The 26,416-nt window shown below is 72.6% G+C and carries 22 protein-coding genes and 1 pseudogene; 16 read left to right on the top strand and 7 right to left on the bottom strand.

The genetic code is table 11. The annotated features are described in order from the left end of the window. Positions 1-28: 28 nt before the first annotated feature. Entirely contained in the window at positions 29-355 is a 327-nt protein-coding gene (locus ACFRAV_RS12510; protein ID WP_382554302.1) for a hypothetical protein, read from the bottom strand. Between the two features lie 186 nt (positions 356-541). Here ACFRAV_RS12510 and ACFRAV_RS12505 point away from each other — a divergent pair, with 186 nt between their 5' ends. From ACFRAV_RS12505 to ACFRAV_RS12470, 8 genes are all read left to right on the top strand, one after another. Further along, complete coding sequence (locus tag ACFRAV_RS12505) at positions 542-1,495, top strand: STM4015 family protein (protein ID WP_382554300.1); 954 nt, start codon at positions 542-544, stop codon at positions 1,493-1,495. Continuing rightward, positions 1,492-2,448, top strand: coding sequence for an STM4015 family protein (locus ACFRAV_RS12500; RefSeq protein ID WP_382554299.1), 957 nt, complete (start codon positions 1,492-1,494; stop codon positions 2,446-2,448). The genes ACFRAV_RS12505 and ACFRAV_RS12500 overlap by 4 nt, the downstream gene beginning before the upstream one ends. Next, the gene (locus tag ACFRAV_RS12495; RefSeq protein ID WP_382554296.1) at positions 2,429-3,670 is read left to right on the top strand and encodes an STM4014 family protein; all 1,242 of its coding nucleotides are present in this window, start codon (positions 2,429-2,431) and stop codon (positions 3,668-3,670) included. The genes ACFRAV_RS12500 and ACFRAV_RS12495 overlap by 20 nt, the downstream gene beginning before the upstream one ends. A gap of 7 nt (positions 3,671-3,677) precedes the next feature. Further along, entirely contained in the window at positions 3,678-4,493 is an 816-nt protein-coding gene (locus ACFRAV_RS12490; protein WP_382554406.1) for an STM4013/SEN3800 family hydrolase, read from the top strand. Further along, on the top strand, positions 4,490-5,881 hold the full coding sequence (locus ACFRAV_RS12485) for an STM4012 family radical SAM protein (RefSeq protein WP_382554294.1): 1,392 nt from the start codon (positions 4,490-4,492) through the stop codon (positions 5,879-5,881). Before ACFRAV_RS12490 ends, ACFRAV_RS12485 begins: the two co-directional genes overlap by 4 nt. Before the next feature lie 10 nt (positions 5,882-5,891). Further along, positions 5,892-6,782 carry an STM4011 family radical SAM protein gene (locus ACFRAV_RS12480; protein ID WP_382554293.1) on the top strand — a complete coding sequence of 297 codons (891 nt, stop codon included), beginning with the start codon at positions 5,892-5,894 and terminating at the stop codon, positions 6,780-6,782. 174 nt (positions 6,783-6,956) lie between these two features. Beyond that, the gene (locus tag ACFRAV_RS12475; protein ID WP_382554404.1) at positions 6,957-8,474 is read left to right on the top strand and encodes a peptidoglycan-binding protein; all 1,518 of its coding nucleotides are present in this window, start codon (positions 6,957-6,959) and stop codon (positions 8,472-8,474) included. Positions 8,475-8,646: 172 nt separating this feature from the next. After that, a complete protein-coding gene (locus ACFRAV_RS12470) occupies positions 8,647-10,374 on the top strand; it encodes a GAF domain-containing protein (protein ID WP_382554291.1) in 1,728 nt (575 codons plus the stop codon). Positions 10,375-10,514: 140 nt separating this feature from the next. Here the strand turns inward: ACFRAV_RS12470 and ACFRAV_RS12465 are convergent, their stop codons facing one another. Next, positions 10,515-11,270 (bottom strand): alpha/beta fold hydrolase, encoded by a 756-nt coding sequence (locus ACFRAV_RS12465; RefSeq protein WP_382554288.1) that lies wholly within the window; start codon positions 11,268-11,270, stop codon positions 10,515-10,517. A gap of 99 nt (positions 11,271-11,369) precedes the next feature. Between ACFRAV_RS12465 and ACFRAV_RS12460 the strand changes: the two genes are divergently transcribed. From ACFRAV_RS12460 to ACFRAV_RS12440, 5 genes are all read left to right on the top strand, one after another. Next, positions 11,370-11,873 carry a MarR family winged helix-turn-helix transcriptional regulator gene (locus ACFRAV_RS12460; protein ID WP_382554402.1) on the top strand — a complete coding sequence of 168 codons (504 nt, stop codon included), beginning with the start codon at positions 11,370-11,372 and terminating at the stop codon, positions 11,871-11,873. Positions 11,874-12,519: 646 nt separating this feature from the next. Beyond that, positions 12,520-13,089, top strand: a complete 570-nt coding sequence (locus tag ACFRAV_RS12455; RefSeq protein ID WP_382554287.1) for a hypothetical protein — start codon at positions 12,520-12,522, stop codon at positions 13,087-13,089. 136 nt (positions 13,090-13,225) lie between these two features. Further along, on the top strand, positions 13,226-13,708 hold the full coding sequence (locus tag ACFRAV_RS12450; protein WP_382554400.1) for a hypothetical protein: 483 nt from the start codon (positions 13,226-13,228) through the stop codon (positions 13,706-13,708). Positions 13,709-13,738: 30 nt separating this feature from the next. Further along, a complete protein-coding gene (locus ACFRAV_RS12445) occupies positions 13,739-15,973 on the top strand; it encodes a hypothetical protein (RefSeq protein ID WP_382554284.1) in 2,235 nt (744 codons plus the stop codon). A 67-nt stretch (positions 15,974-16,040) separates the two neighbouring features. Further along, positions 16,041-16,739, top strand: a complete 699-nt coding sequence (locus tag ACFRAV_RS12440) for a hypothetical protein (RefSeq protein ID WP_382554281.1) — start codon at positions 16,041-16,043, stop codon at positions 16,737-16,739. Between the two features lie 62 nt (positions 16,740-16,801). On the opposite strand, the gene ACFRAV_RS12435 is transcribed toward ACFRAV_RS12440, so the two are convergent. The 4 genes and pseudogenes from ACFRAV_RS12435 to ACFRAV_RS12420 all read right to left on the bottom strand — a co-directional run bounded on the left by ACFRAV_RS12435 (position 16,802) and on the right by ACFRAV_RS12420 (position 21,288). Beyond that, positions 16,802-17,473 carry a lytic polysaccharide monooxygenase gene (locus tag ACFRAV_RS12435; protein ID WP_382554279.1) on the bottom strand — a complete coding sequence of 224 codons (672 nt, stop codon included), beginning with the start codon at positions 17,471-17,473 and terminating at the stop codon, positions 16,802-16,804. A 206-nt stretch (positions 17,474-17,679) separates the two neighbouring features. Then, complete coding sequence (locus tag ACFRAV_RS12430; RefSeq protein WP_382554276.1) at positions 17,680-18,570, bottom strand: GNAT family N-acetyltransferase; 891 nt, start codon at positions 18,568-18,570, stop codon at positions 17,680-17,682. A gap of 146 nt (positions 18,571-18,716) precedes the next feature. Continuing rightward, positions 18,717-19,057: pseudogene (locus tag ACFRAV_RS12425) on the bottom strand (antibiotic acetyltransferase); the annotation flags it as partial. 77 nt (positions 19,058-19,134) lie between these two features. Beyond that, positions 19,135-21,288, bottom strand: coding sequence for a M4 family metallopeptidase (locus ACFRAV_RS12420; protein ID WP_382554275.1), 2,154 nt, complete (start codon positions 21,286-21,288; stop codon positions 19,135-19,137). 178 nt (positions 21,289-21,466) lie between these two features. Between ACFRAV_RS12420 and ACFRAV_RS12415 the strand changes: the two genes are divergently transcribed. From ACFRAV_RS12415 to ACFRAV_RS12405, 3 genes are all read left to right on the top strand, one after another. After that, positions 21,467-24,244, top strand: a complete 2,778-nt coding sequence (locus ACFRAV_RS12415) for a LuxR C-terminal-related transcriptional regulator (RefSeq protein WP_382554274.1) — start codon at positions 21,467-21,469, stop codon at positions 24,242-24,244. A 169-nt stretch (positions 24,245-24,413) separates the two neighbouring features. Then, a complete protein-coding gene (locus ACFRAV_RS12410) occupies positions 24,414-25,052 on the top strand; it encodes a helix-turn-helix transcriptional regulator (RefSeq protein WP_382554271.1) in 639 nt (212 codons plus the stop codon). Between the two features lie 33 nt (positions 25,053-25,085). Further along, entirely contained in the window at positions 25,086-25,601 is a 516-nt protein-coding gene (locus tag ACFRAV_RS12405; protein WP_382554269.1) for a DUF3291 domain-containing protein, read from the top strand. Here the strand turns inward: ACFRAV_RS12405 and ACFRAV_RS12400 are convergent. Next, positions 25,507-26,367 carry a hypothetical protein gene (locus tag ACFRAV_RS12400; RefSeq protein ID WP_382554266.1) on the bottom strand — a complete coding sequence of 287 codons (861 nt, stop codon included), beginning with the start codon at positions 26,365-26,367 and terminating at the stop codon, positions 25,507-25,509. The genes ACFRAV_RS12405 and ACFRAV_RS12400 overlap by 95 nt on opposite strands. Positions 26,368-26,416 lie beyond the last annotated feature (49 nt).

Below are 26,416 nucleotides of genomic sequence, written 5' to 3'. Positions count from 1 at the left end.
CGTCCCGCCCGGTGGTCCCGGCCCCGCCTCAGTCGGCCACCAGCCGCACGGAACCCGGCACGTACTCCCGCTGCCTGATCACCCGGTACCAGCCCTTCGGCAGGGGCATCGCCGCGTGCTCCTCGTGCACGACCCGTCCTCCCTCGGGGAGATGGAGCAGCAGCGGGCCGAACGGGCCGCTGTCGCGCACCAGTCGGCCCGCGCCGACCACAGCGTGGGCATGGCCGGTCACCTCGCCCAGAGCGAGCACCAGCCGCCCCCGGCCGTCCCTCGCCTCGCCCGGCGCGTCCACCGCCTGACGCGGCACCGCCTCGGCGGCCACGGGCACGATCAGCACGTCTCCCTGCCGGTACACAGAGCTCTCCCCTCGACTCCGCGCCGGGGCCGTCGCCCGGACACGTCTTCGACAGTAGGAGCCGCCACCGACAACGCACCGTCGCGGAACGTCCCCGCCGTCGTCACTGTCGGTGGCGCTTGGTAGAACTTCCGACGGAGCGGCAATTCAGCTGTTCGAACCGGGGACCGTCAGGAGAGCGCGCGCATGACCGTCAACCACCACCTCGACGAGCTGTACGGCCTGCCCTCGTTCACCTTCCCGGAGCCCGGACAGGAGAGCGCGCTGCCCGAGCCGGAGACCGTCGCCTGGCGCCTCTCCGTCGACGTGTACGACTCGGACGAGGAATGGGCGCAGGTGTTCGCCCGGTTCGCCGGGGCCGTGGATCTGGCCCGCGTGCGCGCCCTGATCGTCGGCGCGTGGAACGACGCCTACGAGAAGTCCAGCAAGGAGATCGTCGAGGCGATCGTGGCGGCCCGCGACCGGCTCCCCGCACTGCGCGCCCTCTTCCTCGGCGACATGACGAGCGAGGAGTCCGAGATCTCCTGGATCATTCAGTCGGACGTCACCCCGCTCCTGGAGAACTTCCCCGGACTGCGCTGGTTCGGTGTACGCGGCGGCAGCAGCCTCGTCTTCCCGCCCGTACGTCACGAGGCGCTGGAGACGCTGGTGGTGGAGACCGGCGGCCTCGGCGCCGAAGTGGTGCGTGGCATCGCGGCGAGCGACTTCCCGGCGCTGGAGAACCTGGACCTGTGGCTGGGGTCCGACATGTACGGCGGTGACGCCGAACCCGGCGACCTCGAACCGATCCTGGCCGGCACCCGGCTGCCCTCGCTGCGGTACCTCGCGCTGCGCAACAGCGTGATCCAGGACGGGATCGCCGAGGCGCTGGCCGGCGCCCCGGTCGTGGCCCGGCTGGACGTACTGGACCTCTCCATGGGCACCCTGACGGACGAGGGGGCGGCCGCGCTGCTGGCGGGCCAGCCGCTCACCCACCTCAGGAAGCTGGACCTGCACCACCACTACCTGGGCGCGGACCTGAGGGACCGTCTCCGGCGGACGCTCGAACCGGCCGGTGTCGAACTCGACCTCGACGAGGACGACGCCGAGTCCTGGGAGGACGAGGGCGAGATCCACCGCTACATCGCCGTGGCCGAATGAGCCCGGCCGTGAACTTCCGCTCCGGCCATCTTCAGCGCTTCCACGGCCTGCCGGTCTTCGCGCTCCCCGCCCCGGGGCAGGGAGACGGGCCCTTCCCCTCCCCGGCGACGGTGGCCTGGCGCCTGTCGGGAGCGGCCTGGGACCAGCCCTTCACCCCCGTCTGGCGGCGGTTCCTCGACGAGGTGGCGGTCGAGGAGGTCACCGCCCTCGTGATCGGCACCTGGTGGGACGACGACCACAGCACCGCCATCACCGCCACCGTCGACCGTCTCGTCGAGGAGAGCCACCGCTTCCCCGCCCTGCGCGCCCTTCACCTCGCCGACGTGGTGAGCGAGGAGGTCGAGATCTCCTGGATCCAGCTCTGCGACCTGACCCCGCTGCTCAAGGCCTTCCCGCTGCTGGAGAAGCTCGGCGTGCGCGGCGGCGACCACCTTGACGTCGCCCCGACGCGCCACGAGGCGCTGCGGGACCTGCGCATCGAGTCGGGGAACCTGCCCCGGCAGATCGTCCAGGGCCTCGGCGGATGCGACCTGCCCGCGCTGGGGCACCTCGACATCTGGCTGGGAGCGCGGGACTACGGCGGGGACACCACCGTCGAGGACGTCCTGCCCCTGCTGCACCCCGAGGGCCGGCTGCCCGCGCTGCGCCACCTCGGCCTGGCGAACAGCGAGATCCAGGACGAGATCGCCTCCGCCGTGGCCGGGGCGCCCGTGGTGCCGCAGCTGGAGTCCCTCAGCCTGGCCAAGGGCACCCTGGGCGACGAGGGAGGCTCCGCGCTGCTGGCCGGGCAGCCGCTCACCCACCTGCGGACCCTGGACCTGAGCCACCACTACCTCAGCGACCCGATGGCCGCACGGCTCCGTTTCGCCCTGGAGCCGCACGGCGTGCGGCTGCTGATGGGCCGTGCGCTCTCCCACGGCCCGGGAGGGCGTTATGTCGCCGTCGCCGAGTGACCGCCCCACCCGGTTCGCGGTGGTCGGCAACCCGGAGAACCGCCGGGTCGCCCTCTTCGCGGCCGCGGTACGCGAGGCCGGGCTGCCCGCGCCGCGGGTGGTGCCGTGGCTGGACGTCCTGCGCGACGGCGGGGCGCGGTTCTCCGCCGAGGAGACCGTCCGGATCGACTCGCCCGGCGAGAACCCCGAGGTCGACCGGATCCTGCGCGGCGTCGACGATCCCGCCCGGGTCGAGGGATCCGCGCGCTGGTACCGGCACTTCACCGCCGCCGCCCGCACGCTGACCGGCGGCCGCCGTCTCGACGACGCAGCCGAACTCGCGGTCCTCTTCGACAAGCGCCGCTGCCACGCCGTGCTGCGCGAGGCCGGGGTCCCGGTGCCCGTGTCACCGACCTCCGGCCCGGACGCGCCGCCGGTCCGCGGCTGGGACGACGTGCGGACGCTGATGCGCGAGCACGGCATGCCCAGGGTCTTCCTCAAGCTCGCCCACGGCTCCTCGGCCTCCGGGGTGCTGGCGATCGAGACCGCCTCCGGCGGCCGGATCCGCGCCACCACCTCGGTGGAACGCGCCGGTGACGGGCGGCTGTTCAACTCGCTGCACCTGCGGCGCCACGACGCCGAGCGGGAGATCGCCGCCGTGGCCGACGCGCTGGCCCCCGACGGACTGCACCTGGAGCGCTGGGTGCCCAAGGCGGCCGTCGACGGCCGGACCTGCGACCTGAGGGTGGTGGTCGTCGCCGGACGGGCCACCCACGCCGTGGTACGCACCAGTCGCTCGCCCCTGACCAACCTGCACCTCGGCGGCGAGCGCGGTGACCTGGCCGCCGTCCGTACGGCCGTCGAGGCCGCCGGCGGCGACTTCGCCGGCCTGCTCGCCGTCTGCGAGCGGGCCGCCGCCTGCTTCCCCCGCACCCTCTGCGTGGGCGTCGACCTGCTGCCCGCCGTCGGCTGGCGGCGCTTCGCCGTCGGCGAGGTCAACGCCTTCGGCGACCTGCTGCCGCGCCTCACCGGACTGCCCGGCAGCGGCGCCGAGGGACTGGACACCTACGCCGCCCAGATACGCGCCGCCCCGCGCGCCACGACGCCTCCCGCACCACCGCACACGACGCCCCTGGTGCCACCGGACACGACGCCCCCCGCACCACCGCACACGACGCCCTTCGCGCCACCGCACAGTACGAGGAACCTCCATGCCCCCGCAGCCACCGTCGCTCCTCGCTGAGCCGGACATGAACGAGATCGTCGGCAGTCACGACCTGCTGATGGTCACCCTGGACACCCTCCGGTACGACGTGGCCGTCGAACTGGCCGAGGCCGGGCGCATCCCGAACCTCGCCCGCCACCTGCCCGGCGGGCGGTGGGAGGAGCGGCACGCGCCGGGGAGTTTCACCTACGCCTCCCACCAGGCGATGTTCGCCGGTTTCCTCCCCACCCCGGCCCGGCCCGGCCCTCATCCGCGGCTTTTCGCCGCCCGGTTCGCGGGCAGTGAGACCACGGCCCCGCGCACCTTCGTGTACGACACCCCCGACCTGGTCTCCGGGCTGGCCGGGGTCGGGTACCACACGGTCTGCGTGGGCGGAGTCGGCTTCTTCAACAAGCAGGCCCCGCTGGGCTCCGTGCTGCCGGGGCTCTTCGCGGAGTCGCACTGGGAGCCGGAGTTCGGCGTGCCCTCGCCCACCTCCTTCGAGGCCCAGGTGGCCTGCGCCGAGAAGGCGGTGGCCCGGCTCCCGCGGGAGCGGCGGCTGTTCCTCTTCCTCAACGTCTCGGCCCTGCACCAGCCCAACTGGTTCCACCTGCCCGGGGCGACCCGGGAGGACGGGGACACCCGGGCAACCCACGCGGCGGCCCTGGAGTACGTGGACCGGCACATCGGCCGTCTCTTCGCCGCCATGAGCAGCCGCCGCCGGTGCTTCGCGCTCGTCTGCTCCGACCACGGGACCGCCTACGGGGACGACGGCTGGACGGGTCACCGTCTCGGCCACCCCGTGGTGTGGACCGTGCCCTACGCCCACTTCTTCCTCGACCACGACGAGGCAACGCGATGAACGCCCCGGCCCCAGCCCCGGTCCCTGCTCCCGCCGGCACCCCCGTCGCCCTCGAGGCGCCTGCCGGCCCGCGCCCGTACAGCCATTACGTGTACGCCTACCCCCACAAGACCGCCTACCGGCGCCTGGACCCCCGGCCCGCGCTGCGCGACCTGTGGGCCGGCGAGCCCAAGGACGCGCTCTCGCTCTACCTCCACATCCCGTTCTGCGAGGTCCGCTGCGGCTTCTGCAACCTGTTCACCCGGATCGGCGCACCCGAAGGGCTGGCCGGCGCCTACCTGGACGCCATGGACCGGCAGGCCTCCGCCGTGCGCGAGGCCCTGGGGGACGGGCCGGTGCGGTTCGCCACCGCCGCGTTCGGCGGCGGCACCCCCACCTTTTTGACCGCCGCCGAGCTGGAGCGGCTCTGCGACATCGCCGAGCGGCGCACCGGCGTGGACCTGCGCGCCGTCCCGCTTTCCGTGGAGGCCTCCCCGGCGACCGCCACCGCCGACCGGCTCGCCGTCCTCGCGGAGCGTGGCGCCACCCGGCTCAGCCTGGGCGTCCAGAGCTTCGTCGACTCCGAGGCGCGCGCCGCCGTCCGCCCGCAGCGCCGGGCCGACGTGGAGGCCGCCCTCGGCCGGATCCGGGACGCCCGGATACCCGTCCTGAACATCGACCTGATCTACGGCATCGACGGCCAGACCGAGCGGACCTGGCGCGAGTCGCTGGACGCGGCGCTCGCCTGGAACCCGGAGGAGATCTACCTCTACCCGCTCTACGTCCGCCCGCTGACCGGCCTCGGCCGGCTGGGCGCCGACGCGGACGCCGCCTGGGACCGGCAGCGCCTCGCGCTCTACCGTCTGGGCCGCGACCACCTGCGCGAGCGCGGTTACGAGCAGCGGTCCATGCGCATGTTCCGCCGCGCCGACGCCCCCGCGACCGGGGAGGAGGACTACGCCTGCCAGACCGACGGCATGATCGGACTGGGCTGCGGGGCCCGCTCCTACACCCGGGCCCTGCACTACTCGTTCGACTACGCCGTGGACATGCGGGAGATCCGCGCCATCGTCGACGACTGGACCACGCGCCCCGCCGAGGACTTCGGGTACGCCGAGTACGGCCGGGAGATCGACGCCGACGAGGCCCGGCGCCGCCACCTGCTCCAGTCGGTGCTGCAGGCCGACGGCATGGACGAGGCCGACTACCGCGCCCGGTTCGGGGCGGGCCCCGAGGAGCACTTCCCCGGGGAGCTGGCCCGTTTCGCCGCCCGCGGCTGGCTGGACGGGGCCGCGCCCGCCGGGCTGCTGCGGCTCTCCGAGGAGGGCCTGGCCCACTCCGACGCGCTCGGCCCCGAACTGTTCTCGCCGGCGGTCCGCGCCGCCATGGCCGCCTACGACCTGAAGTGAGCGGACCGCGATGGATCTGACGCTGCTGTACCGGGGGCCGCTGGCCTCCTGCGACTACGACTGCCCCTACTGCCCCTTCGCCAAGCGGCGCGACACCACCGCCCAGCTGCGCGCCGACCGGGCGGCCCTGGAACGCTTCACCGACTGGGCGGCCGCCCGGAAGGAGGACACGCTCTCGATCCTGTTCACTCCGTGGGGCGAAGGCCTGGTGCGGTCCTGGTACCGGCGGGCCGTGGTGCGGCTGTCCCGGCTGCCGCACGTGCGCCGCGTCGCCGTCCAGACCAACCTCAGCTGCCGCACGGACTGGCTGTCCGAGGCCGACGCGGACACCGTCGCCCTCTGGTGCACCTACCACCCCGGACAGACGCCCTACGAGCGCTTCCTCGCCAAGACGCACGACCTGACGGCGCGCGGGGTGCGCTTCAGCGTGGGCGTGGTGGCACTTCCGGAGCACCTGGACCACGCCCGGCGGCTCCGCGCCGATCTGCCCGAACGGGTGTACCTGTGGGTCAACGCGGCCGAAGAGCACACCTATACGGACGAGGAGGCCGAGCCGTGGACCGCGCTGGACCCGCTGTTCCCGTACAGCCGCCATCCGCACCGCAGCGCGGGCCTGCCCTGCCGGACGGGGGAGTCGGTGGTCTCGGTGGACGGTGACGGAACGGTCCGCCGCTGCCACTTCGTCCGTGCGGAACTGGGCAATCTGTACGACGATTCGTTCCGTACGGCTTTGCGCCCCCGTGCCTGCCCGCTCGCGTCCTGCGACTGTCACATCGGCTACGTCCACCTCGAGACGCTGCCCCTGTACGACGTCTTCGCGGGCGGGGTCCTGGAGCGGATCCCCGCCGACATCCCGTCAGCAGGCGTGCCCATGCGACTCGAAACACCGAGGCGCTATTGACGCGTGCATGACTGATCGGTTGGAGTGGGGGCGCCCTCATGACACGGCCGCCCCCGCGGCCGCTCCGGCGACCTGGAGGAACCCTTGAGCACACGAACCGCGCTCCGCACGCGCACGGCCCGCTTCAGACGTACCGCCGTGCCCGCGCTGGGCGCGCTGCTGGCGGCCGCCCTGATGGTGACGAGCGCTCCTGCCGGCGTCGCCGCACCCGCCCCGGACCGCGGGGTGGCCGCCGAGGAGACGGCCGGGTCGGTGGCGCGTGCCTTCGCGCGGTCCGCCGCCGAGTACGGGGTGCCGCGCGACCTGCTGGTGGCCGTCGCCTACGGCGAGAGCCGCCTGGACGGCCACGACGGCGAGCCCAGCCAGGCCAACGGCTACGGCGTGATGCACCTGGTCAGCAACCCCGACCAGCGCACCCTCGAGCGGGCGGCCGGCCTCACCGGGCTGTCCGCGGAGCGGCTGCGCGAGGACACCGTCGCGAACATCCGCGGCGGCGCCGCGGTCCTGCGGGCCCTCGCCGACGAGCGGGGCCTCGGCGCCGCGGACCGCCGGGACCCGGCCGCCTGGTACGAGACGGTGGCCGCATACGGCGGCGCGAAGGACGACCGGGCCGCCCGGCTCTACGCGGACGCGGTGTACGACCTTCTCGGCCAGGGGCTGACCGCCCGGGCCGAGACCGGCGAGGCGGTGACGGTCGCCCCCCGGGCGGTCGAGCCCGACCGGGGGAAGCTCGAGCGCTCGACGACCGGCGAGTTCGGCGTCCAGAGCACCGACTACGCGTCCGCCCTGTGGGTGCCCGCCGACGCCTCCAACTACACGGTCGGACGCACCTCCTCCATCACCCATGTGGTCATCCACGTCACCCAGGGGTCGTACGCGGGGTCCATCAGCTGGTTCCAGAACCCGTCCTCCGACGTGAGCGCGCACTACACGATCCGCTCCTCGGACGGCCAGGTCACCCAGTCGGTCCGGGAGAAGGACACCGCCTGGCACGCCCGGTCCGGCAACCCCTACAGCGTGGGCATCGAGCACGAGGGGTACATCAGCGAGCCCAAGTGGTTCACCGACGCCATGTACCGCTCGTCGGCCGCCCTCACCAAGCACCTCGCCGACCGGTACAACATCCCCAAGGACCGCACGCACATCGTCGGCCACGTCGAGGTGCCGGGCAACGACCACACCGACCCCGGGCCCTACTGGGACTGGACCTACTACATGCAGCTGGTCGGCGGCACCAACACCGGCGGCCAGGTCCAGCTCAGCTTCCCGGCCTACACCTCGATCAGCGCCGGCTCCACCGGTGACCTGGTCCGCGCCGCCCAGTACCTGCTCAACCAGCAGGGTCACAACGCCGGCACGGTCGACGGCATCTTCGGCTCCGGGACCACCGCCGCCGTGAAGTCCTTCCAGACCGCCAAGGGCCTCACCTCCGACGGCGTGGTGGGCGCCCGCACCTGGACGGCGCTGCTCACCGCGGGGACCAAGCCGGTCCTCCAGCAGGGCAGCTCGGGCGCCGACGTGCAGCGCCTGCAGCGCGGGCTGACCGCGGCGCTCGGCCGGACCGTGAGCGCCGACGGCGTCTTCGGCTCGGGCACGGCGACCGCGGTCCGCGACTACCAGACGAGCCGCGGCCTGACCGCCGACGGCATCGTGGGCTCCGGCACCTGGGGAGCGCTCCAGGCCGGCCGCTGACAGCCGCCGCCCCGCTGGTCCCCGCCGGTCGTACGACCGGTTCCGCCACCCCCGCGCGTACCTCGCGGGGGTGGCGGCGTTTCCGGCCCCCCGCCCCACAACTGCCGTGCCGTCACGTAATCTTCACGGTCGCGGACCGTTGTCGGAGAAACAGTGTGGAGGGGGCCGACCGGTGGCTGAGGAATCCCCGGGGCCGCGGGTGCGGCTGCCGCAGCTGAGGCTGGACGAACTGCTGGGCGAGGTGCAGGCCCGGCTGGACGCGGCCAGGGGTACCCGCGACCGCGTGCACAGCCTCCTGGAGGCCGTCCTGTCGGTCGGCAGGGAGCTCGACCTGCAGCAGGCGCTGCACGGCATCGTGGAGGCCGCCGCCGTCCTGGTCGACGCGCGGTACGCGGCGCTCGGCGTGATCGGCCCGGACGGACGGCGCCTGTCCGCCTTCCACACCATCGGCGTGAGCGACGAGCAGATCGCCGAGATCGGACCCTTCCCGGAGGGGCACGGCATCCTCGGCGAACTGATCCGCCACCCCGAACCGCTGCGGCTCACCAAGCTGTCCGAACACCCCGCCTCGTACAGCTTCCCGCCCCACCACCCGCCGATGAACAGCTTCCTGGGCGTCCCGATCCGGGTCCGCGACCAGGTCTTCGGCAACCTCTACCTCACCGAGAAGCGGGGCGGCGCCCAGTTCGACGAGGACGACGAGTCCGTGCTGTCCACCCTGGCCGTCGCGGCCGGCGTCGCCATCGACAACGCCCGCCTGTACGAGGAGTCACGGCTGCGCGAGCGCTGGCTGCGGGCCAACGCCGAGATCACCCACAGCCTGATGTCCGGCACCGGCCGTTCCGACGTGCTCGGCCTGATGGCCGAGCGGGCCCGGGAGATCACCGGCGCCGCCCGCGCCGTGGTCGCGGTGCCACTGGACGACGACGGCTGCCTGCGGGTGGAACTGGCCACCGGCGAGGGCGCGGACGAACTCGGCGGCCTGGTCCTCAAGGTGGGGGAGAGCCTGCTGGGCCGCTCCTTCTCGACGGCCGCCCCGGCCTTCTGGTCGGACCGCCCGGCGGACGGCGGGGGACTCCCGGACGACGTCTCGCTGCTGCCCGGCCGGGGTCCGGCCGTCGCCGTGCCCATCGGGGACGGCGGTCAGGGCGTCCGCGGCGTCGTGCTGCTGGCCCGTCAGGCGGGCGGATCGGCCTTCACCGGCGAGGAGACCGAGCAACTGCAAGCCTTCGCGGCGCAGGCGGCGATCGCCATGGAGCTCGCCGAACGCCGCCGCGACGCGGAACAGATGGCGGTGCTCCAGGACCGCGACCGCATCGCCCGCGACCTGCACGACCTGGCGATCCAGCGGCTCTTCGCCACCGGGATGACGCTGCAGAGCGCGGGGCGGTTCATCGAGCACCCCGTCGCGGCGGACCGGGTGCTGCGGGCGGTCGACGACCTCGACCAGACCATCAAGATCATCAGGTCCACCATCTTCGGACTGCGCGCCCGGGCCGACGAGGGCACCGCCGGCCTGCGCTCGCGCCTGGTGGGCGTCGCCGGCGAGGCCGCCCCCGTCCTCGGCTTCGCGCCGGGCGTGCGGATGGAGGGCCTGGTGGACACGGTCGTCCCCGCCCGCACGGCCGACGACCTGGTGGCGGTCCTCTCCGAGGCCCTGACCAACGTCGCCCGCCACGCCCACGCGGACCGGGTCGACGTGATCGTCGAGACCGACGGCCGCACGGTCCGCCTCACGGTCACCGACAACGGCGTCGGCCTCACCCCGGGCGGACGGCGCAGCGGCCTGCGCAACATGACCGAACGCGCCGAACAGTGCGGCGGCGCGCTGCGGCTGGACACACCGCCGGAGGGCGGCACGGCGCTGACCTGGGAGGTGTCGCTCCCGGCCGAGGGCTGAGGCTCCTTCGGCCGGGACGGCCGGGCGCTGCGGGTCGGTCGGTCCCGGACCGCCCCATCACTCCCAGGCACGCGGAACCTCAGCCCCGAGGCGGCCTTTCCGCCCCGGGCCCACGGGCCGTAGGCCACTCGCAGCGGACCTCAGAGGGAAGCGAGGAAGGTCAGCAGGGCCTGGTTGTAGGCCCGCGGGTTCTCCAGGTTGGGCAGGTGCATCGCCTCGGGGACGCGGACGCTCTCGCCCCGCTCGACCGCACCGGTCACCGCCGCCGTCGCGGCGAGGAAACCGGGGGAGTCGTGCTCGCCGTCCAACGCCAGCACGGGGACCTTCGCCAGCTCGCCGAGGCGCGCGGGCACGTCGGGGACCATCACCAGGAGGTTGGGCTCGTCCGGCGTGTGCTTGGCCATCGTGCCCGCCAGCGCCTTCCGGAGCAGTTCCACCGCCTCGGGATCATGACGGTGCATCGAGGAGAGCGGCCAGTCGGGCGGGAAGGTCGGCATCGGCGGCGGCTCGTTCGGGTCGTGGCCGGGCGGGAGCGGCATGACCCCTCCGCCGGAGATCACCAACGCCCGCACGGTGTCCGGGTGTTCCAGCGCGGTCTCCACGGCGATGCCCGAGCCCATGGACACCCCCACCACCACGGCCGGTCCGGCGTCCAGGTGGCGGATCAGGGCCGCCACGTCGTCGGCCACCCGGAAGGGACGGCTCGCGTTGGCCGAGCGGCCGTGCCCGCGCAGGTCCATCGCCACCACGTGGAAGCGCTCGGCCAGTTCGGGGACCTGCCACCGCCAGACGGTGTGGTCGGCGAAGCCGGAGTGCAGGAGGACGACCATCGGGCCGTCGTCGGGGCCTGCTTCGGTGTAGGCGAGCTCACCGTCGTCACTGAGGAACGTCTTCATGACAACCAAGGTGTCATTGTTTCGCGGAGTTGACAACCGAGGTGTCATAATCGGGGCGTGGACGACGTGAGTGAAGAGCAGCGGCCGACGACCGGCCCCATGGACCCCGACGCCCGGGCCCGCCGGCTGACCGAGGTCTTCGACCTGGTCGGCCCGCTGTACCACAAGGTGTTCCGCAAGGTGGAGCAGGAGACCCCGGTCGACGGGGTGAGCGTCGGCGTGCGCGCCGTCCTCGACCTCCTGGACCGGCACGGCCCGCTGACCGTCCCCCGGATGAGCCGCGCACAGGCGCTCAGCCGCCAGTTCGTGCAGCGCATGGTCAACGACGCCGTCGCCCGCGGCTTCGCGGAGAGCCGGCCCAACCCCGCGCACCGGCGCTCCCCGCTGATCGCCCTCACCCCCGCCGGGGCGCAGGCGGTGGCCGCCGTCACCGCCCACGAACGCACCCTGCTGCGCCAGGTCGACGGCGACCTCACCCACGAGGACGTGGACGCCTGCCTGAAGGTCCTGGGCCGGATGCTGGACCTGTTCGCCGACGTGGACATGGAAGGCCCCGTCCCGCTCGCCCCGCCGCGCGGGCGGGTCGAGGGGGACCGGCCCTGACCCATGCCGAGTGGCAGGCGCCCACCGGGTCAACTCCGCCGCCTGGCAACGCCCTTGTCCGGATGCCCGCTTGTGGATCTTCAGTTCGGGAGATCTGCTGTGGGCGTCGCGGCCGCAGGGCCGCAGCAGCGCGGGGACGCCGGCCGCCGGTCCCGTGCCAGGGGCGGGAGGAACCCACGACATGCTCTCCACCGACATCACCGGGGCGCTCGACGACATGCCCCCGCATGCCTCGTCGGAGTACCAGGCGCGGGCAGGCGCCCTCTGCGACGGCTGACCGAGGAGGAGATGACGGCTCTCGAGACGCTGGTCACCGCCCCCGGCAACCGCAAGCGCGGCTTCGACGCGCTGTACGTCCTGCTCGCCCGCCACCGCAGGTCGCTGGACTCCGACCGCTTCCGCCGCCTCTACGAGCGCCACGCCGGACACTTCGACGACATGCCCATGCGGGCCGTGCTCGACTCCGACATGGCCATGCTGCACCCCGGCGGCCCGGACCTGCCGAGTTCGGTCGAGTTCGCCGCACGGGCACTGGACGCCTACCCCAACAACCAGCCCCTGGTGGCCCATCACGCGCGCACGCTGGCGGAACTGGGCTGGTCCGGCGTCGAGATCCCCGAGGCGGACCTGACAGGCGCTGGCACGGGTGGAGCGCTCGATCGAGGCGGACCCGGAACGGGCGAGGTTCCGCGCGGTCAAGGGCCAACTGTGCGCCCTGCTGGGCAGGTACGAGGAGGCCGAGGCCGCGATCCAGCGGGCCATGGAGCTCGAGGACTCCAGCCTGAACGGCTACGCCATCCGGGTCATCGAGTACCAGCGGCTGCGCGCCGACGTCCGCCTCCGCGCGGAGACCGGCCGCATCCGGCAGTCCCTGCACGAGACGACGCGGCGGCTGGAGCAGGAGATGGACCAGCGGCTCACCGCGGTGGCCGAGGCCATCCGGCAGCGCGAGGAGGGCGAACTGGCCAAGCTGCGCTCGGAGTCGCTGGGCACGCTGGGCCTGCTCGCCGCGGTGATCGCGTTCATCGTCACCAGCGTCCAGGTCGCCGACAAGATGCCGCTCTCCGACGCCCTGCGCCTGCTGGCCGGCATCGCCGGCGTCCTGACCCTGGTCTTCACCGTCTTCGCCGGCGTCTACGCGGCGGTCCGCTCCTGGTGGCTGGCCGCACCGGTACTGCTGGGCTTCGCGCTCTTCGGCTACGCCAGCCTCGGCTGACCGGCCGCGGGCCCGCCTGGTTTCCCGGAGTGGATGGTGATACTCCGTGGACGGCTCTATGTTGAGACTTCGTGCCAGGCGCAATGGTTCGAATAGCAGCGGAGCACAACGAAGTTGACTCACGGGGGTGGTCACTGTGGCATGGGACGAATGGGATCAGCTCAAGCGGCAGGCCGCCGGTCACCACGGTGACGGCGGCCACATGCGGTTGAACCAGCTGCCTGCGGAGGGCGGCGGCAGTGGGGGCGGCCAGGACCTTGTCGTCCGCCAGGACGACCTGGGTGCCGTCGGCCACGAGGCGTTCGAGCTCCACGCCGACCTGCGCGAGAAGGCGGACGTCGCCGGGATGGGCCTCGACGACCAGGGGTCCGGCTCGTCCATGAGGGCCGCCACCGAGCTGAAGAGCTCCAACTTCGCCATGGGCGACAGCCTCTCGCTGACCGTGGAGGTCTGGACGGGGCAGCTGAAGTCGCTCCTCGACGCGTGTGCCCACATCTCGAACCACTTGGACTTCTCGAAGAAGCTCCACGCGAACGACGACGCGCAGGTGGAGGCGTCGATCAGGGGGCGGGACGGCTCGGGGGCGCCCGTCTCGGAACTGGACAAGTACTTCAAGTAGCGGCGGGGGATCGCGTTGTCCGGCATCACCATGACCGACCTGACCGAGGTCGACCTCGGGAAGCTGAAGACCGCCGTCGACGACTGGAAGAAAATCGTCGACGACCTCAAGACGCTGGCCGAACGGGCCGAAAAGGGCATGCTGGCCAAGTCGGAGTCCGCGCGTTGGGCCGGCGTCAACTCCGACATCACGCGGCCGTTCGTCCGCAAGACCGCCAAGGAGTTCTCGGACGCCCACGCCGAGGCGAACAGTATCTACCAGGTCATCGAGGACGGGCACAGCGAGCTGCTCGCCCTCCAGAAGAAACTGGCGGCGGTGAACCAGGACGCGGCCCAGCATGGGCTGAGGGTCGCCGACAACTTCGACGGCAGTGTGCGTGTCTTCTATCCCCGCGACCGTACGTCGAACGACCAGCACACCGACGCCGAGCGGAAGGTGGCGCAGGGCTTCGCAGACCGCATCGCCGAGATCGTCTCGCACGCCCGGGAGATCGACGACTCGGTGACCATGGCACTGGCCAGAAGCCACCGGGGCGACACGTACAACTTCGGCCACGACACCTACACCTCGCTGGACGATGCCCAGGCACAGCGCGCCGAGGAGCTGGCGAAGAAGAGCCTGCGGCTCTACAAGGAGGGGAAGGAGCTCTCGGAGGGCGAGCTCCGCGAGCTGGCGACCCTCGTCAAGTACAACGCGGACGACAAGGAGTTTGCGACCGATCTCTATCGCTCCCTCGGGCCGGAGGGAGCGCTGCGTTTCCAGGCGCAGTTGTCGCTCGACGGCACCGCCGAGGGCGGCGAGCAGATGCGGCTCGCACGGACCATCCAGACCGGCATGGGCACGGCACTGGCCACCGCCATCCCAGGCCTGGGTGACCAGTGGACCGACGACCTGATCAAGCTCGGCAAGTCGGAACTCGACCTGCAGATGTCCGGCAACCGAGTGGCCCCGATGGGCTACCAGGTCCTCGGCAACCTGCTGCGCGAGGGCGAGTATCCGAAGAAGTTCCTCGACAAGGTCGCCGACGACATGATCGCCTACGAGCGGGGTGGCGGCAGTTGGAGCCGGCCGGACGGCAGCTACTCAGGCATGAAGGACTTCGGCCTCAACGCCACCGGCCAGGGCGGACGCGGCTGGGATCCGATGACCGGGCTGCTCGAGGCCTACGGGCACAACCCCGACGCCGCGACGGACTTCTTCGGTCGCAACGCCGCCGGTCCGGGCGAGGAGATGACCAACCTTCATTACCTCCTCGGAGACCTCGGCGGCCCGGACGGGAACGAGCCCAAGCGTGACGGCGCGCGGCAGTGGATCCCCGACGTGACAGCCCCGATGGCCCAGGACAAGATCGTCTATCACGGTAAGGACGCACTGGGGCATGCCCTCGAAGCCGCGGTCACGGGTCTCCCGTACGACCACGCGGGGACGGGGACGCACCCGGAGCACACTCCCGAACGTCAGGCGATCATGCAGGAGATCGTGCGGGAGGTCGCCTCCGACCCCAGCCTGTCCGACGACCTCATGGCGGACAGCTTCGGCCGTATGGCAGGCGAGTACATGCCGGAAATCAACGCGACCCTGCGCCAGTCCGACGCCTTCGACGACCTGTACGGCAATCCCCGGAAGTTCCCCGACACCCTTGCCACCGTGGAGTTCCTCGACGCGGTCGGGCGCAACCCGGACGGATACGCGGAGGCGACGCTGGGCGCGGAGAACTACTCCGCGAGCCTGATGGAGGACGTGGTGGCCCACCCCGAGAGCCACACGGGAGTCCCGGCCGAAAACCTCAAGCACGTGGCACGGGGCACCGGAACGATCGAGGGCATCCTGACCGGTGCCCGGCACGACGAAATCATCACGGGCCAGCAGCAGAGCGACAAGGACTACAACGAGGCTCTGCAGAAGAAAGCCGACCTGTTCAACTCGGTCTTCGGCTCCACGGTCGGCCTTGCCACCGAGCGGGTACCGATCGCCGGTGAGGTGATCAACGGCGTCACCGAGCACGTCGTCGGGGCGGCCGTCGAGGGCGCTGAGCGCAACACCGCCGCCAAGGGAGCGCACGAGGCCGGCCAGACGTCCTTCAACGGACGCCAGAACGCCATGGACCAAGCGGCTGCCGGCCTGAGGGCGGCGGGGGACCCCGCAGGTGTGGACCCGTCCGAACTGCGCATGGATGTGTCGGAAGAGGCAGGTGGCGGCTTTGCCGAGGGCCGCGACCTGCAGCGACAGGCGAAGGACCACTACCAGCGCAACCCTCCGAAGTGACAGTGGTGACAGGACCGTGATGACCGGCCCTCTCCCGCCGGGCGGGTGAGGAAGGGATGGGGAAGAGATGGCTGCCAGAAGTATGTCGGGCAGAACGGCGGTGCTCGGTGTCGTGGTCGTGCTGGCGCTGCTTGTGGCAGGGCTGGGGGTGTGGTGGTTCCGGTCCCGCGACGAGGCCGAGGCGCTCAAGGCACCCGTCAAGCCCTGCTGGAACGGCACACCACGGCAGGACACGATGCAGAAGCTACTGGGCCCCGGGGACCGGTTCCATCGCGAGATGAGCGCCTTCCGCGTGGCCGACGACCACTGGCCGAGCTACTGCGCCTACGACGTCGAGACCGACGGTAGCGGGGTGGCGGAGGTCCTTGACATCAATGTGAGCTGGGAGGACGAAGACCTCCCGGCCGACCCGGTCGAGGACGATCCCGTGAGCTACCGCCCGGGGGACGCCCCGACGCGGATGGATGCCGGAGTTCTCGCCTATTACCTGCGAGATGCTCAGAAGATTTACTTCGAGTGCGACACGGAGTTGCCGCCCGACGCCCCGGGCCACATCAAGCGCGACAGGTACCTGTCCGTCGAGGTCGTCGCCCGGCCGATGCGGGAGGCCGGGCTGTCCGCCCTGGAAGCTCGGCGGACCGGGCTCGACATCCTGTTCCAGATGGCCCGGGACGTGGAGAAGCAGGTCGGCTGCACCAACGACACCCACCTGCCCGCCGGGGTCCCCTCGGTGAAGGAGGCCAACTGGGCGGACTACCGGTCGTAGGCGTGGGGAACTGCTCCCCGCCGGACGGCAGCGCCCGGCGGGGCTTCAGAACGTCTCCCGGGCTAGCGGAAGTTGACGTCGCTGCACAGGAAGTAGGTCTGGTCCATGTGCGAGGCCTGCCAGATGGTGTAGATCACGGCCCGGCCGCTGCGTCCGGAGATGCTCAGCGGGACGTTGTAGTCCGAGCCGGCGGCGTAGCGGCTGGTGCGGGTGACCAGCTGGAGGTCGTTCCAGGTCAGCGCCTGGGTGAGCGGGTTGAAGCCCTGCCGGGTGACGTAGACGAGGATGTAGTCGGCACCGTGCCGGGCCTGGTCGTGCAGCTTGAGGGTGAAGCTGGAACCGACGTCCGTGGCCTTCCAGTTGCCGACCGCGTCCATGGCGTTGTAGCGGCCGCTCTCGGTCCGGCCTCCGCTGCACTGCTGGCCGTTGGGGATGACTGCCTGGAAGTTGCCCGCGGAGCCGTTGCGGTACAGGCCGTTCCAGTTCCACATGGCGTTGGTGTCGGCCTGCCAGGCCTGCCAGCACATCGGGTCCTGCTGCTGCATCGCCGGGTTCTGGAAGTCGCTTCCCCAGCGCAGCCAGCAGCCGTAGTTGCGGGTCGCGGGGTCGACCACCGAGCCGTGGGCGTAGGCGGTGCCGCTCGTGGGGACCAGCGAGAACAGCGCGGCGGTGATGAGGGAGAGGACGAGGAGCGGGCCGCGGCGTAATCGGCCGGCGAGTGCGGAACGGGTCATGGGGGTCCTCCTCGGAGGGAGCGGGACGGTCGCATGGGGAGAGCGCGCGGGAGCGCTCCCATTCCAAGGTTGCGTACATGTCAACGTCGCGACAACGTTGTATTGCGTCACTTCCGGCCCGCCTGACCGGTTCGCTGCGTGGGTCGGGTGTCCTTCGTGGGCCCTCAGCGCGGGCACGCCCGGGCGCGGGCCCGCGAAGGGGTGCTTCACAGGTCGAGCTGGTACTCCAGGGCCTTGTGCGTGGGGACGTAACCGAGGGCGTCGTTGATCCGCCGCATGTGCGTGTTGCTGTCGGCCGTGTCGGTGACCACACCGGAGAGCTCGGGGTGTTCGCGGCGCGCCAGGCGAATCGACTCGGCCTTCATCCACCGGCCGAGGCCGTGGCCGCGGTGCTCGGGGAGCACGCCGGTGCCGTAGTGCTGCCCGTCGCGCTTGCCGTCGCCCGGCACCACGAGTTCGGTGAAGCCGGCTATCGACCCGTCCGACTCGTCGACGACGGCCACCGTGGTCAGCAGGTCGCCGCGGTCGGCGACGGCCTGCGCGGCGGCCAGCACCCGCTCGACGTCCCAGGTCACGACGCCGTGGTCGGTGTCGTCCATCGGCATGTCGTCCATCGCCCGGCGCGAGCGGGCGAAGGTCTCGACCAGTTCCGCGGGGACGGCGCCGTGCCACGAGACGAGTCGGTAGCCGGGGTGCGGGCGGTCGACGATCGCGTCGAGTTCGCGCATGGCTTCGCCGGTGAGCTCGTCCAGGGCCAGCCGGGCGTAGGTCAGGGCGAGCACCTTGCGGAAACCCTTCGCCGCGAGGAAGCGGTCCCCGGGGGTGCCCGCGTCGGCCGGCGCGATCACCGACCGCCGCCCGTGCTCCCGGGCGGCAGCCACCGCCTCCGCCAGCAGCCGTGACCCGACCCCGCCGCGGCGCTCCGCCGGGTGCACGTTCACCCGCAGCTCGGCGAGGTGGTCCTGCCCCTCCTTGGCGAACACCCGGAGGAAGGCGGAGCCGAGCGGATTGCCGTCCCCGTCCTCGGCCAGCCAGGCGAGACGGTGACCGGCCGGGGTGGCGGCGGGATCGGCGAGGGCGGCGACGCGCAGGGGCAAGGGGACTCCGGAGGAGGTGCGGGGTGTGGTGAGGGGCGGACGACGCGGCCGGCCCGTCCCGTGGGCGCCACAGTCGACCACGGGACGACGCCGCCGCGCCGCCGAATTAACGGCCCGGTTCGACGGCCGGGTTCAACGGCCGGGCGCACCCGCCCGGCGGCCTCCAGCTCGTCCAGGCTGCCCGACATGATGGTCCGCACGTGGTCGGTGATGTGTCCCACGGGTCAGTCCCACCAGGCCACCGCGAGCAGCCGGGCGACGTCCTGCTCGCTGCAGCGGGTGCGGCCGAACCGGACGGCGTTGCCGACGACGGTGTCCCCGGCGCCAACCACCGTACGGACGGCCCCTCGACGTTCCCCTTCCCCACGTTCATGGTGAACCGGATCCCCGTCCCCAGGGCGCAGAACCTGCCGATGACCAGCTTCTCCGGGCCGTGGTGGTGGAGGACGTCGCGCGTCTCGAAGGCGGCCGCGTCGTCCGGGTCGTCGCACACGGGCGGCTCCCGCGGCCGGAGCACCCCGGCAGGGGCTCCGGCCGCAGGAGCGCCGGTGGTGGCGGGGCGGGTCAGCCGATGGCGATGTCGTCGACCAGGAAGACGGTCGACAGGTAGGCGTCCTCGGTGCCGGCGAACTCCAGGTTCACCGTCCGGCCCTTGTAGGCGGACAGGTCGACGGTCCTCTGCACGTAGCCGGAGCTCGCGTTCGCGTTGGACCAGATGGCCAGGGTGGTGCCGTTGACCTTGACCTTGAGGGTGTCGTAGGCGGTGGAGCCGGACTCCTGGGTGCTGACCTTCAGCCACAGGGTGAGCTTCGGGGCGCCGGTGGAGGGCACCGCGATGTCGGACTGGGACACGGACTCGACGGCGGCGGCGCCGTAGCCCATCATCCAGGCGTACCAGGACCCGCCGTGCGCGGTCTGCAGCGACGAGTTGGTGATGATGTCGTCGCTCTGGGTCCAGCCGCCGGTGCCCTGCTCGAAGCCGCCGTTGGTCAGCGCGTTCCCGGTCGGGGGCGTGGTGGACGGCGAGGGGGAGGGGGTGCCGGTGCCGGGGTCCGGCAGTGCGGTGCCGACGCCGACGGCTGCCCAGGCCTTGGAGAGCAGGTACCGCTCCTGGGAGTTGCTGCCGTACAGGTCGGCGGCGGCCTGCAGGGTGGCGGTGCGGGCGCCGGCGTAGTTGGTGGTGGAGGTCATGTAGGCGCTGAGCGCCCGGTACCAGACGGCGGCGGCCTTGTCCTTGCCGATGCCCGCGAAGGTGTCGTTGTTGCAGGTGGTGCCGTTGTGTGAGCGTCCGCCGATGGTCTTCGCCCCGGTGCCCTCGGAGGCCAGGTAGAAGAAGTGGTTGCCGATGCCGGAGGAGTAGTGGACGTCCGCCGAACCGGCGCCGGAGGTCCAGCAGGACAGCGAACTCCCGTCGGCGGCGGGGTTGTCCATGCGGCGCAGGTAGCCGTTGGACATGTTGACCTTCTCGCCGACGTAGTAGTCGCCCGGGTCGCCGGCGTCGCCGGCGTTGCCGGCGTTGCCGGCGTAGAACTCGACCATGGTGCCGAAGATGTCGCTGGTGGCCTCGTTCAGGCCGCCGGACTCGCCGGAGTAGTTGAGGTTCGCGGTGGCGGCGGTGACGCCATGGCTCATCTCGTGGCCGGCCACGTCGAGCGCGGTGAGCGGGGTGTTGCTGTTCTGGGAGGAGCCGTCGCCGAAGGACATGCAGAAGCAGTCGTCGTCGTAGAAGGCGTTCACCAGGTTGGTGCCCACGTGGACGTACGCCGGGGCGCCGCGGCCGTCGTTGCGGATGCCGCTGCGGTTGAAGGTGTCCTTGAAGTAGTCCCAGGTCTCGGCCAGGCCGTAGGCGGCGTCGACCGCGGCGCTCTCACGGCTGGAGGTGGAGCCGTTGCCCCAGGAGTTGGTGGACTTCGAGAAGGCCCGTGCGTTCTGCTTCGGGTTCGTCTGGGGGCTGTTGTACGAGTCGTAAACGACCGTGCCGCCGTGCGCCGCGTCGGTCAGGGTGTAGGTGCTGCCGGACTGGGTGGTCTCCAGCGACACCTGGCCGACGTTGACGCCGTTGCCGGTGCCGGTGACGTTCTGGTGCAGCTCGTACTGGTCCAGCAGCGCGCCGTCGCCGGCGTCCACGATCACCGCCTGACGCGAGGCCGGGCCCGCCTCGCCCGCACCGGTGACCGTCGAACGGTAGGCGAGAACCGGCACCTTGCCGACCGCGTACACCACCAGGGTGCTGTCCTCGCGACCCGCCTTCGGCTTCCGCACGTGCTGGGCGTGCTTCACGGCCGCGGCCGAGGCGTCGGCCGCCGTCAGCTTCGGCGTCGTGCCGGAGACCCGGATCGCGCCCTGGTGCGACAGGTCCGAGCCGGTGATCCGGCCGTCCTCGGCGAGGTGCACCACCAGGTCGCCGCCGATCACGGACAGGCCTCTGTAGGTGCGGTCGTAGCGCACGTGCCGGGTGCCGTCGGCGTCGAGCAGTACGTCCTTGGCCATCAGGCGCTCGCCGGGGCCCAGTTCGAGCGCGCGGGCGGTCGCGGCCGCCTTCCGGTCTGCCGTGCGTATCGCCTCGCCGCGTGCGTCGGCCGTCATCGGCCGGAAGCCGGCACCGGACCGGGCGGCGGAGCCGTCGGCGGCCGCGGTGGACTGGGTGGCCACCACGGTCACCGAGCCCAGGGCGAGTGCTGCCGCGAAAGTGACTGCCAGGGCGTTCTTGCGGTTCATCACGATCCCTCCGCCGAGCCGTGTCGGGGAAATGCCGCAGGACGTCATCTGGGGTGCGGGAGGCGTTCAGCAGCGGTTGGCTCGGCTGTGGCATGAGGCTAGGGACGCGTGAGGCGGCCGGCATCAGGGCAACCCCTTGACCTGGACCCGACAGGCCCGGTGGGCGCACCATGGCCCGATGCCAGAATCTGCGACGCGGGTGAGCGCCTTCCACGGGGCCGGTCCCGTGCTGCCGGTGGTGCCGGAGGACGTGCACGGCACCCGCCGGACGGTCCTGTTCGGGCCGCCCGGGAGCGGCAAGACCACCGCGGCCGAGGCGCTGGGGCGACGGCTGGGCCTTCCCGTCCTGCGGCTGGCCCCGCGTCCGCGGGACGCCCAGGTGCCCTGTGCCGGCCTGCTCGAACTCGCGCTGGCCCTCCAGGAACTGCCCGCCGCACGGGAGTTGGCGGCCGAACTGGACGAGATCGCCGACCGGCAGAGCTCCCCGGACGACGCCGGTTCGGCCCTGCGGCTGCGTCGGCAGACCGCCGCGATGCTGCGGGAGGCACCACCCATGACGCTGCTGGTGGACAACGCCCAGTGGCTGGACGCGGCCAGCGCGGACGTCCTGGGCTGGGCGCTGCGCCTGATCCCGGACCTCCCCGTCGTCGCGGCCGAACGCACCTGGCGCCCGGGGACCGGCGGACACTGGTGCGGGGAGGACGCGTACGCGGTGCGCGTCCCGGCCCTGACGGCCCCGCAGGTCGCGACCCTGCTGTCCTCGTACCGCCTCGCCCCCCGCGAGATCACACGCATCCACGCCCACAGCGGGGGCAACCCGGCACTGGCCCTGGCACTCGCCCAGGCCCGCGACCACGGCCACGCCTCCGTGCCGATCGCCTCGCGCACCCCGCAGGCCCCGTACGCCTCGCTCGCCCCGTACGCCGAGGACGACCTCGTTCTTCGGCCTCCGGCCCGCCCGTTGGTGGGCGCATGGCTGGGCACCGTGTCGAGGGAGGCCCAGGAACTGCTGACCCTCGCCGCACTCGACGACCGGCCCGACCTCGACCTGCTGGGCGACCTCGCCGGCCCGGCCGCCGAGAGCCTGCTGGCCGAGGCGGAGGCGGCCGGACTCGTCGACCTCGGGCAGCCCGACGGGACGGTGCGGTTCACCGCCTCCGCGATCGGCGCCGAACTGGTGGCCCGGCTGCCGGGCCACGCGCGCAGAGTCCTGCACGCCCGCCTGGCCGAGGCCGTCCGCGACAGCGGCCGCCGCGACCGGCACACCGTGCTGGCGTCCGACGCCGCCGACCCGCTCGCGGCCCACCACGCCGCCCGCGCCGCCGCCCGCGCCCGGCGGCGCGGCGAACACGCGCTCGCGGCAGAGCTCTCCCTCCTCGCCGCCCAGCGCACCCCGCACGACGACGGCGACCTGCTCACCGAACGGGCCCTGACCGCCGCCCGCGACGCCGCCCACTACGGAGACCTCCCCCGCGGCCGGGCCGCCGCCCGCCTCGTCCTTGGCCACGACACCACCCCGGCCCAGCGGGTCGACGCCCTCATCGCCCTGATCGACGCGAGCGGCCAGCACCTGCACGGCGCGGACGAACTGTTCGCCGACGCACTCCACGCGGCAGCCGGACACCCCGGCCTCACCGCCCGGATCCTCATCCGCCAGGCCGTCTGGGCCAACGTCAACGAAGGCGACCCCCACCGGGCGTGCGCCCTGGCCGGACGGGCCACCACCCTCGCCGACACCGCCGGCGACACCACGGCCGCCGTCATGGCCCTCACGATGCAGGCCCGCGTCCAGCGCATCCTCGGCCACCCCGACGCCGCGTCCACGCTCAGCCGCGCCCTGGCCCTGCCACGCACCACCCCCGTCCCGGTCAACGGCACGCCGCAGCACCTCGCCGCCCGGCACGCCCTCTTCGACGACCGCCCGGACGAGGCCCGCACCGTGCTGCTGCCCCTGCTCGTCGAGGCCGAGCGGACGGGAGACGCCGAGGCGCAGGTGGACATCCTGCGCGGACTGGCCGAGGCGGAACTGCGCGCCGGACGGTGCGCCAGGGCGCTCGAGCACGCCCACCGTGCCCAGGCGCTGACCGACGGGACCGCCCTGTCACCCGCGCCGGCCTGCTACACCTCCGCCCTCGTGGAAGGCGCCGCACGGAGCACCGACCTCGCCCTCGTCCACGCACGCCGTGGCGTGGACACCGCTCGGCAGGAGGACAACAAGGTCTTCCTCTCCCGGAACCTCTTCGCCCTCGGCCACCTCCTCCTCGCCGCCGGCCGCCTCACGGAGGCCCTCGAGGCGCTGGAGGAGGTCCGCGTCCTGGAGGAGCTCCAGCAGGTCCGCGACCCGTCCGTCCTGCGCTGGCACCCCGAACTCGCCGAGACCCTCGTCGCCCTCGGCCGCCTCGACCAGGCGCAGAGCCTGCTGGACGACACCCGCCGCACCGCGAGCGGCCTCGGCCGGGAGGCGGTCCTGCCCGCACTCGAACGCTCGCAGGCGCTGCTGGACGCCGCCCGCGGCGACCACGACACCGCGGCCCGGCGCCTCGCCGGCGCGGCCGACCGCCTCCGCCACCTCCCCCTCGAACGCGGCAGGACCCTGCTGGCCCTCAGCCACACCGAACGGCGCGGACGCCGTCGCGCAGGCGCCCGCACCGCCGCGCAGGCCGCCGCCGACCTCTTCACCGCCCACCAGGCACACCCCTGGGCGCAGACCGCAGCGCACACCCTCAGCAGGCTGGAAGGGGTCCGCGCGGGCACCGACACCCACCCCAACCTCACCTCCGCCGAGCAACGCTGCGCCGAACTCGCCGCCGCCGGAGCGAGCAACCGCGACATCGCCATCGCGTTGACCGTCAGCGTCAAGACCGTCGAAGCGACCCTCACCCGCGTCTACCGGAAGCTCGGCCTGCACTCACGCGTCCAGCTCGCACACACCCTGATGCCGCTACCGGGCCGCTGACGCGCCGCCCGCGGGCCGGAAGCCGACGCCTTCGCTGACGACGGGGAAGCCCGCCTCGGCGAAGTCCGCGGCCCACCGCGACATCGAGGCGGGGTGATCATCAGCAGAGGCGAGCCTCCGCATCCCGTCGCCCTCTTTCGCCAACCAGGACTGGTCATAGACTCGGTGGATGACTGCTGAGGACTCCGCCTTCGCCGTGGTGGGTGTGCTGGGAGACCCCGTGCGCCGACGGCTCTATCGACATGTCGCCTCGGCCCCGGGTGAGGTGGGGCGGGACGCCGCCGCGGAGGCGGTGGGGGTGTCGCGGTCGTTGGCCGCGCATCACCTGGACAAGCTGGTCGAGGCCGGGCTGCTGGAGGTGTCGTTCCGGCGGCTGTCCGGGCGGGCCGGGCCGGGGGCGGGACGGCCGGCGAAGCTGTACCGGCGTGCCGAGGGTGAGCACGCGGTGTCGGTGCCTCCCCGTTCCTACGACGCGGCGGGGCGGATGCTCGCCGAGGTGGTGGAGAAGGCGGGTCTGGACCGGGAGTTGCAGGCCGCGGCGAGAGCGGCGGGCGCGGGCGACCCGGACGCCGCCTCCGGGGAACTCGTGGACGTGCTGGAGAGCCGCGGTTATCAGCCGTTCTGGGACGGCGGGACGCTGCGGCTGCGCAACTGCCCCTTCCATGCGCTGGCGGACGAGTTCCCCGCCCTGGTCTGCGGGATGAACCTCGCGCTGCTGGAGGGCATGGCGGACGAGGAGTGGAGGGCGGTGATGGATCCCTGTCCGGGTGGGTGCTGTGTGTCGCTCTCTAAAAATAATGGAGGTTGACGTTAGAGGGCGGGGTGGGTCAGTCTGTGGTCCATGACGACCTTTCACCTCGCGCAGGTCAACGTCGGCCGCATCGTCGGCCCGCTGGACGGCCCTGAACTGAGCGGCTTCGTGGCCGAGTTGCCGACGATCAACGCCCTCGCCGACCGCAGCCCGGGTTTCGTGTGGCGGCTCGTCGACGAAGGGGGCGAGGACTCCACCGGCCTTCGGCCCGAGGAGGGTGACGACCTGCTGCTCATCAACTGCTCGGTGTGGGAGTCGGTGGAGGCACTGCGGGACTTCACCTACCACTCGGACCACCTACGGGTGCTGAGCCGCCGGCGCGAGTGGTTCCGGCGGATGGGCGAGGCGCACCAGGCGCTGTGGTGGGTGCCGGCGGGGCACCGGCCGAGTACCGCCGAGGCGATGGAGCGGGTGGCGATGGTGCGTGAACACGGTGCCACGCCCCGGGCGTTCACCTTCCGGGAGACGTTCCCGCCGCCGAGCCCGGCTCCCGCCCCCGCACCCGCCCCCGCCTCGGCGCCGGTGGCCGAGGCGGAGAGCGTGTAGGTCCGAAGGCCGGCGTCACGCGATGCGGTCCGCGGCAGGGAGCCGACTCCACGGCCTCGTGTCGGCCTCCTCCCGCCGGGCCAGGCCAGCCCGGCCACGCCTCTGGCACCTGGTACGCCCGCGGCGTGGAGGAGAGGGACCACCAGCCCAGGTGGCGGCGCTCCGGATCGAGGTGGATGCCGGAGTTGACGTGCAGGTGGCAGCTCTCGTGCCGGGGGGCGGTCGCCAGGCGGTGGAGCAGGGCGGGGCCCTCGCGGACGGGGTGGTCGAAGGCGTCGGAGACGATGTGGCAATGGCCGGTGCCGACCGTGATCACCACACCGCCGGGGTCGGGCCCGGCCAGGTCCGCGTCGCCGGGGGCGAGGAACGGGGCCAGGCCGAGGTTCGCGTCGCGGCAGCGGACGTGCTCCGGGTCCAGCCCGACGTGCGCACGCAGTTCCGCCGGGCCGTCGTACAGCCAACGGACGTCCCAGCCCGGCCACGCGGCGCGGATCAGCTCGAACGTGGCCGCGCGGTGGCGGAGTTCGGTGCTGGGCCCCTCCCAGGCGAAGAGCAGCAGCACCTTCCGTCCGAGGTCGAGCAGTATCCCGCCCTGAGCCATGCTGTCGTCCAGCCACCAGCCGTCCTGGCGCAGCTCGGGAAGCATGCCGAGAACCGGCGCCGGCCCCTCCAGCAGGTCGAGGTCGATGCCGACCGCCCAGCCGGTGCGGTACAGCTCGTGTGTGCCGTTCTCGTGGACCACGATCACGTTGGCTCTGTCGCCCATCGGGTCAGCATGCCGGGCGGGACGTCGTCGGGCATCCGTTTTCGCCACG

The organism is Streptomyces sp. NPDC056600, from assembly GCF_042792855.1.
GTDB lineage: Bacteria > Actinomycetota > Actinomycetes > Streptomycetales > Streptomycetaceae > Streptomyces.
The sequence above is the reverse complement of the archived record's forward strand: the minus strand, read 5'-3'. Positions and strand labels throughout refer to the sequence as shown.

What these genes read in the sequence shown, in the direction of transcription:
- ACFRAV_RS12505 (WP_382554300.1), top strand. Translation starts at nt 542, where the DNA reads ATGACCGTCAACCACCACCTCGACGAGCTGTACGGCCTGCCCTCGTTC.
- ACFRAV_RS12500 (WP_382554299.1), top strand. Translation starts at nt 1,492, where the DNA reads ATGAGCCCGGCCGTGAACTTCCGCTCCGGCCATCTTCAGCGCTTCCAC.
- ACFRAV_RS12495 (WP_382554296.1), top strand. Translation starts at nt 2,429, where the DNA reads ATGTCGCCGTCGCCGAGTGACCGCCCCACCCGGTTCGCGGTGGTCGGC.
- ACFRAV_RS12490 (WP_382554406.1), top strand. Translation starts at nt 3,678, where the DNA reads ATGAACGAGATCGTCGGCAGTCACGACCTGCTGATGGTCACCCTGGAC.
- ACFRAV_RS12485 (WP_382554294.1), top strand. Translation starts at nt 4,490, where the DNA reads ATGAACGCCCCGGCCCCAGCCCCGGTCCCTGCTCCCGCCGGCACCCCC.
- ACFRAV_RS12480 (WP_382554293.1), top strand. Translation starts at nt 5,892, where the DNA reads ATGGATCTGACGCTGCTGTACCGGGGGCCGCTGGCCTCCTGCGACTAC.
- ACFRAV_RS12475 (WP_382554404.1), top strand. Translation starts at nt 6,957, where the DNA reads ATGGTGACGAGCGCTCCTGCCGGCGTCGCCGCACCCGCCCCGGACCGC.
- ACFRAV_RS12465 (WP_382554288.1), bottom strand. Translation starts at nt 11,270, where the DNA reads ATGAAGACGTTCCTCAGTGACGACGGTGAGCTCGCCTACACCGAAGCA.
- ACFRAV_RS12460 (WP_382554402.1), top strand. Translation starts at nt 11,370, where the DNA reads ATGGACCCCGACGCCCGGGCCCGCCGGCTGACCGAGGTCTTCGACCTG.
- ACFRAV_RS12445 (WP_382554284.1), top strand. Translation starts at nt 13,739, where the DNA reads ATGACCGACCTGACCGAGGTCGACCTCGGGAAGCTGAAGACCGCCGTC.
- ACFRAV_RS12440 (WP_382554281.1), top strand. Translation starts at nt 16,041, where the DNA reads ATGGCTGCCAGAAGTATGTCGGGCAGAACGGCGGTGCTCGGTGTCGTG.
- ACFRAV_RS12435 (WP_382554279.1), bottom strand. Translation starts at nt 17,473, where the DNA reads ATGACCCGTTCCGCACTCGCCGGCCGATTACGCCGCGGCCCGCTCCTC.
- ACFRAV_RS12420 (WP_382554275.1), bottom strand. Translation starts at nt 21,288, where the DNA reads ATGAACCGCAAGAACGCCCTGGCAGTCACTTTCGCGGCAGCACTCGCC.
- ACFRAV_RS12415 (WP_382554274.1), top strand. Translation starts at nt 21,467, where the DNA reads ATGCCAGAATCTGCGACGCGGGTGAGCGCCTTCCACGGGGCCGGTCCC.
- ACFRAV_RS12410 (WP_382554271.1), top strand. Translation starts at nt 24,414, where the DNA reads ATGACTGCTGAGGACTCCGCCTTCGCCGTGGTGGGTGTGCTGGGAGAC.
- ACFRAV_RS12405 (WP_382554269.1), top strand. Translation starts at nt 25,086, where the DNA reads ATGACGACCTTTCACCTCGCGCAGGTCAACGTCGGCCGCATCGTCGGC.
- ACFRAV_RS12400 (WP_382554266.1), bottom strand. Translation starts at nt 26,367, where the DNA reads ATGGGCGACAGAGCCAACGTGATCGTGGTCCACGAGAACGGCACACAC.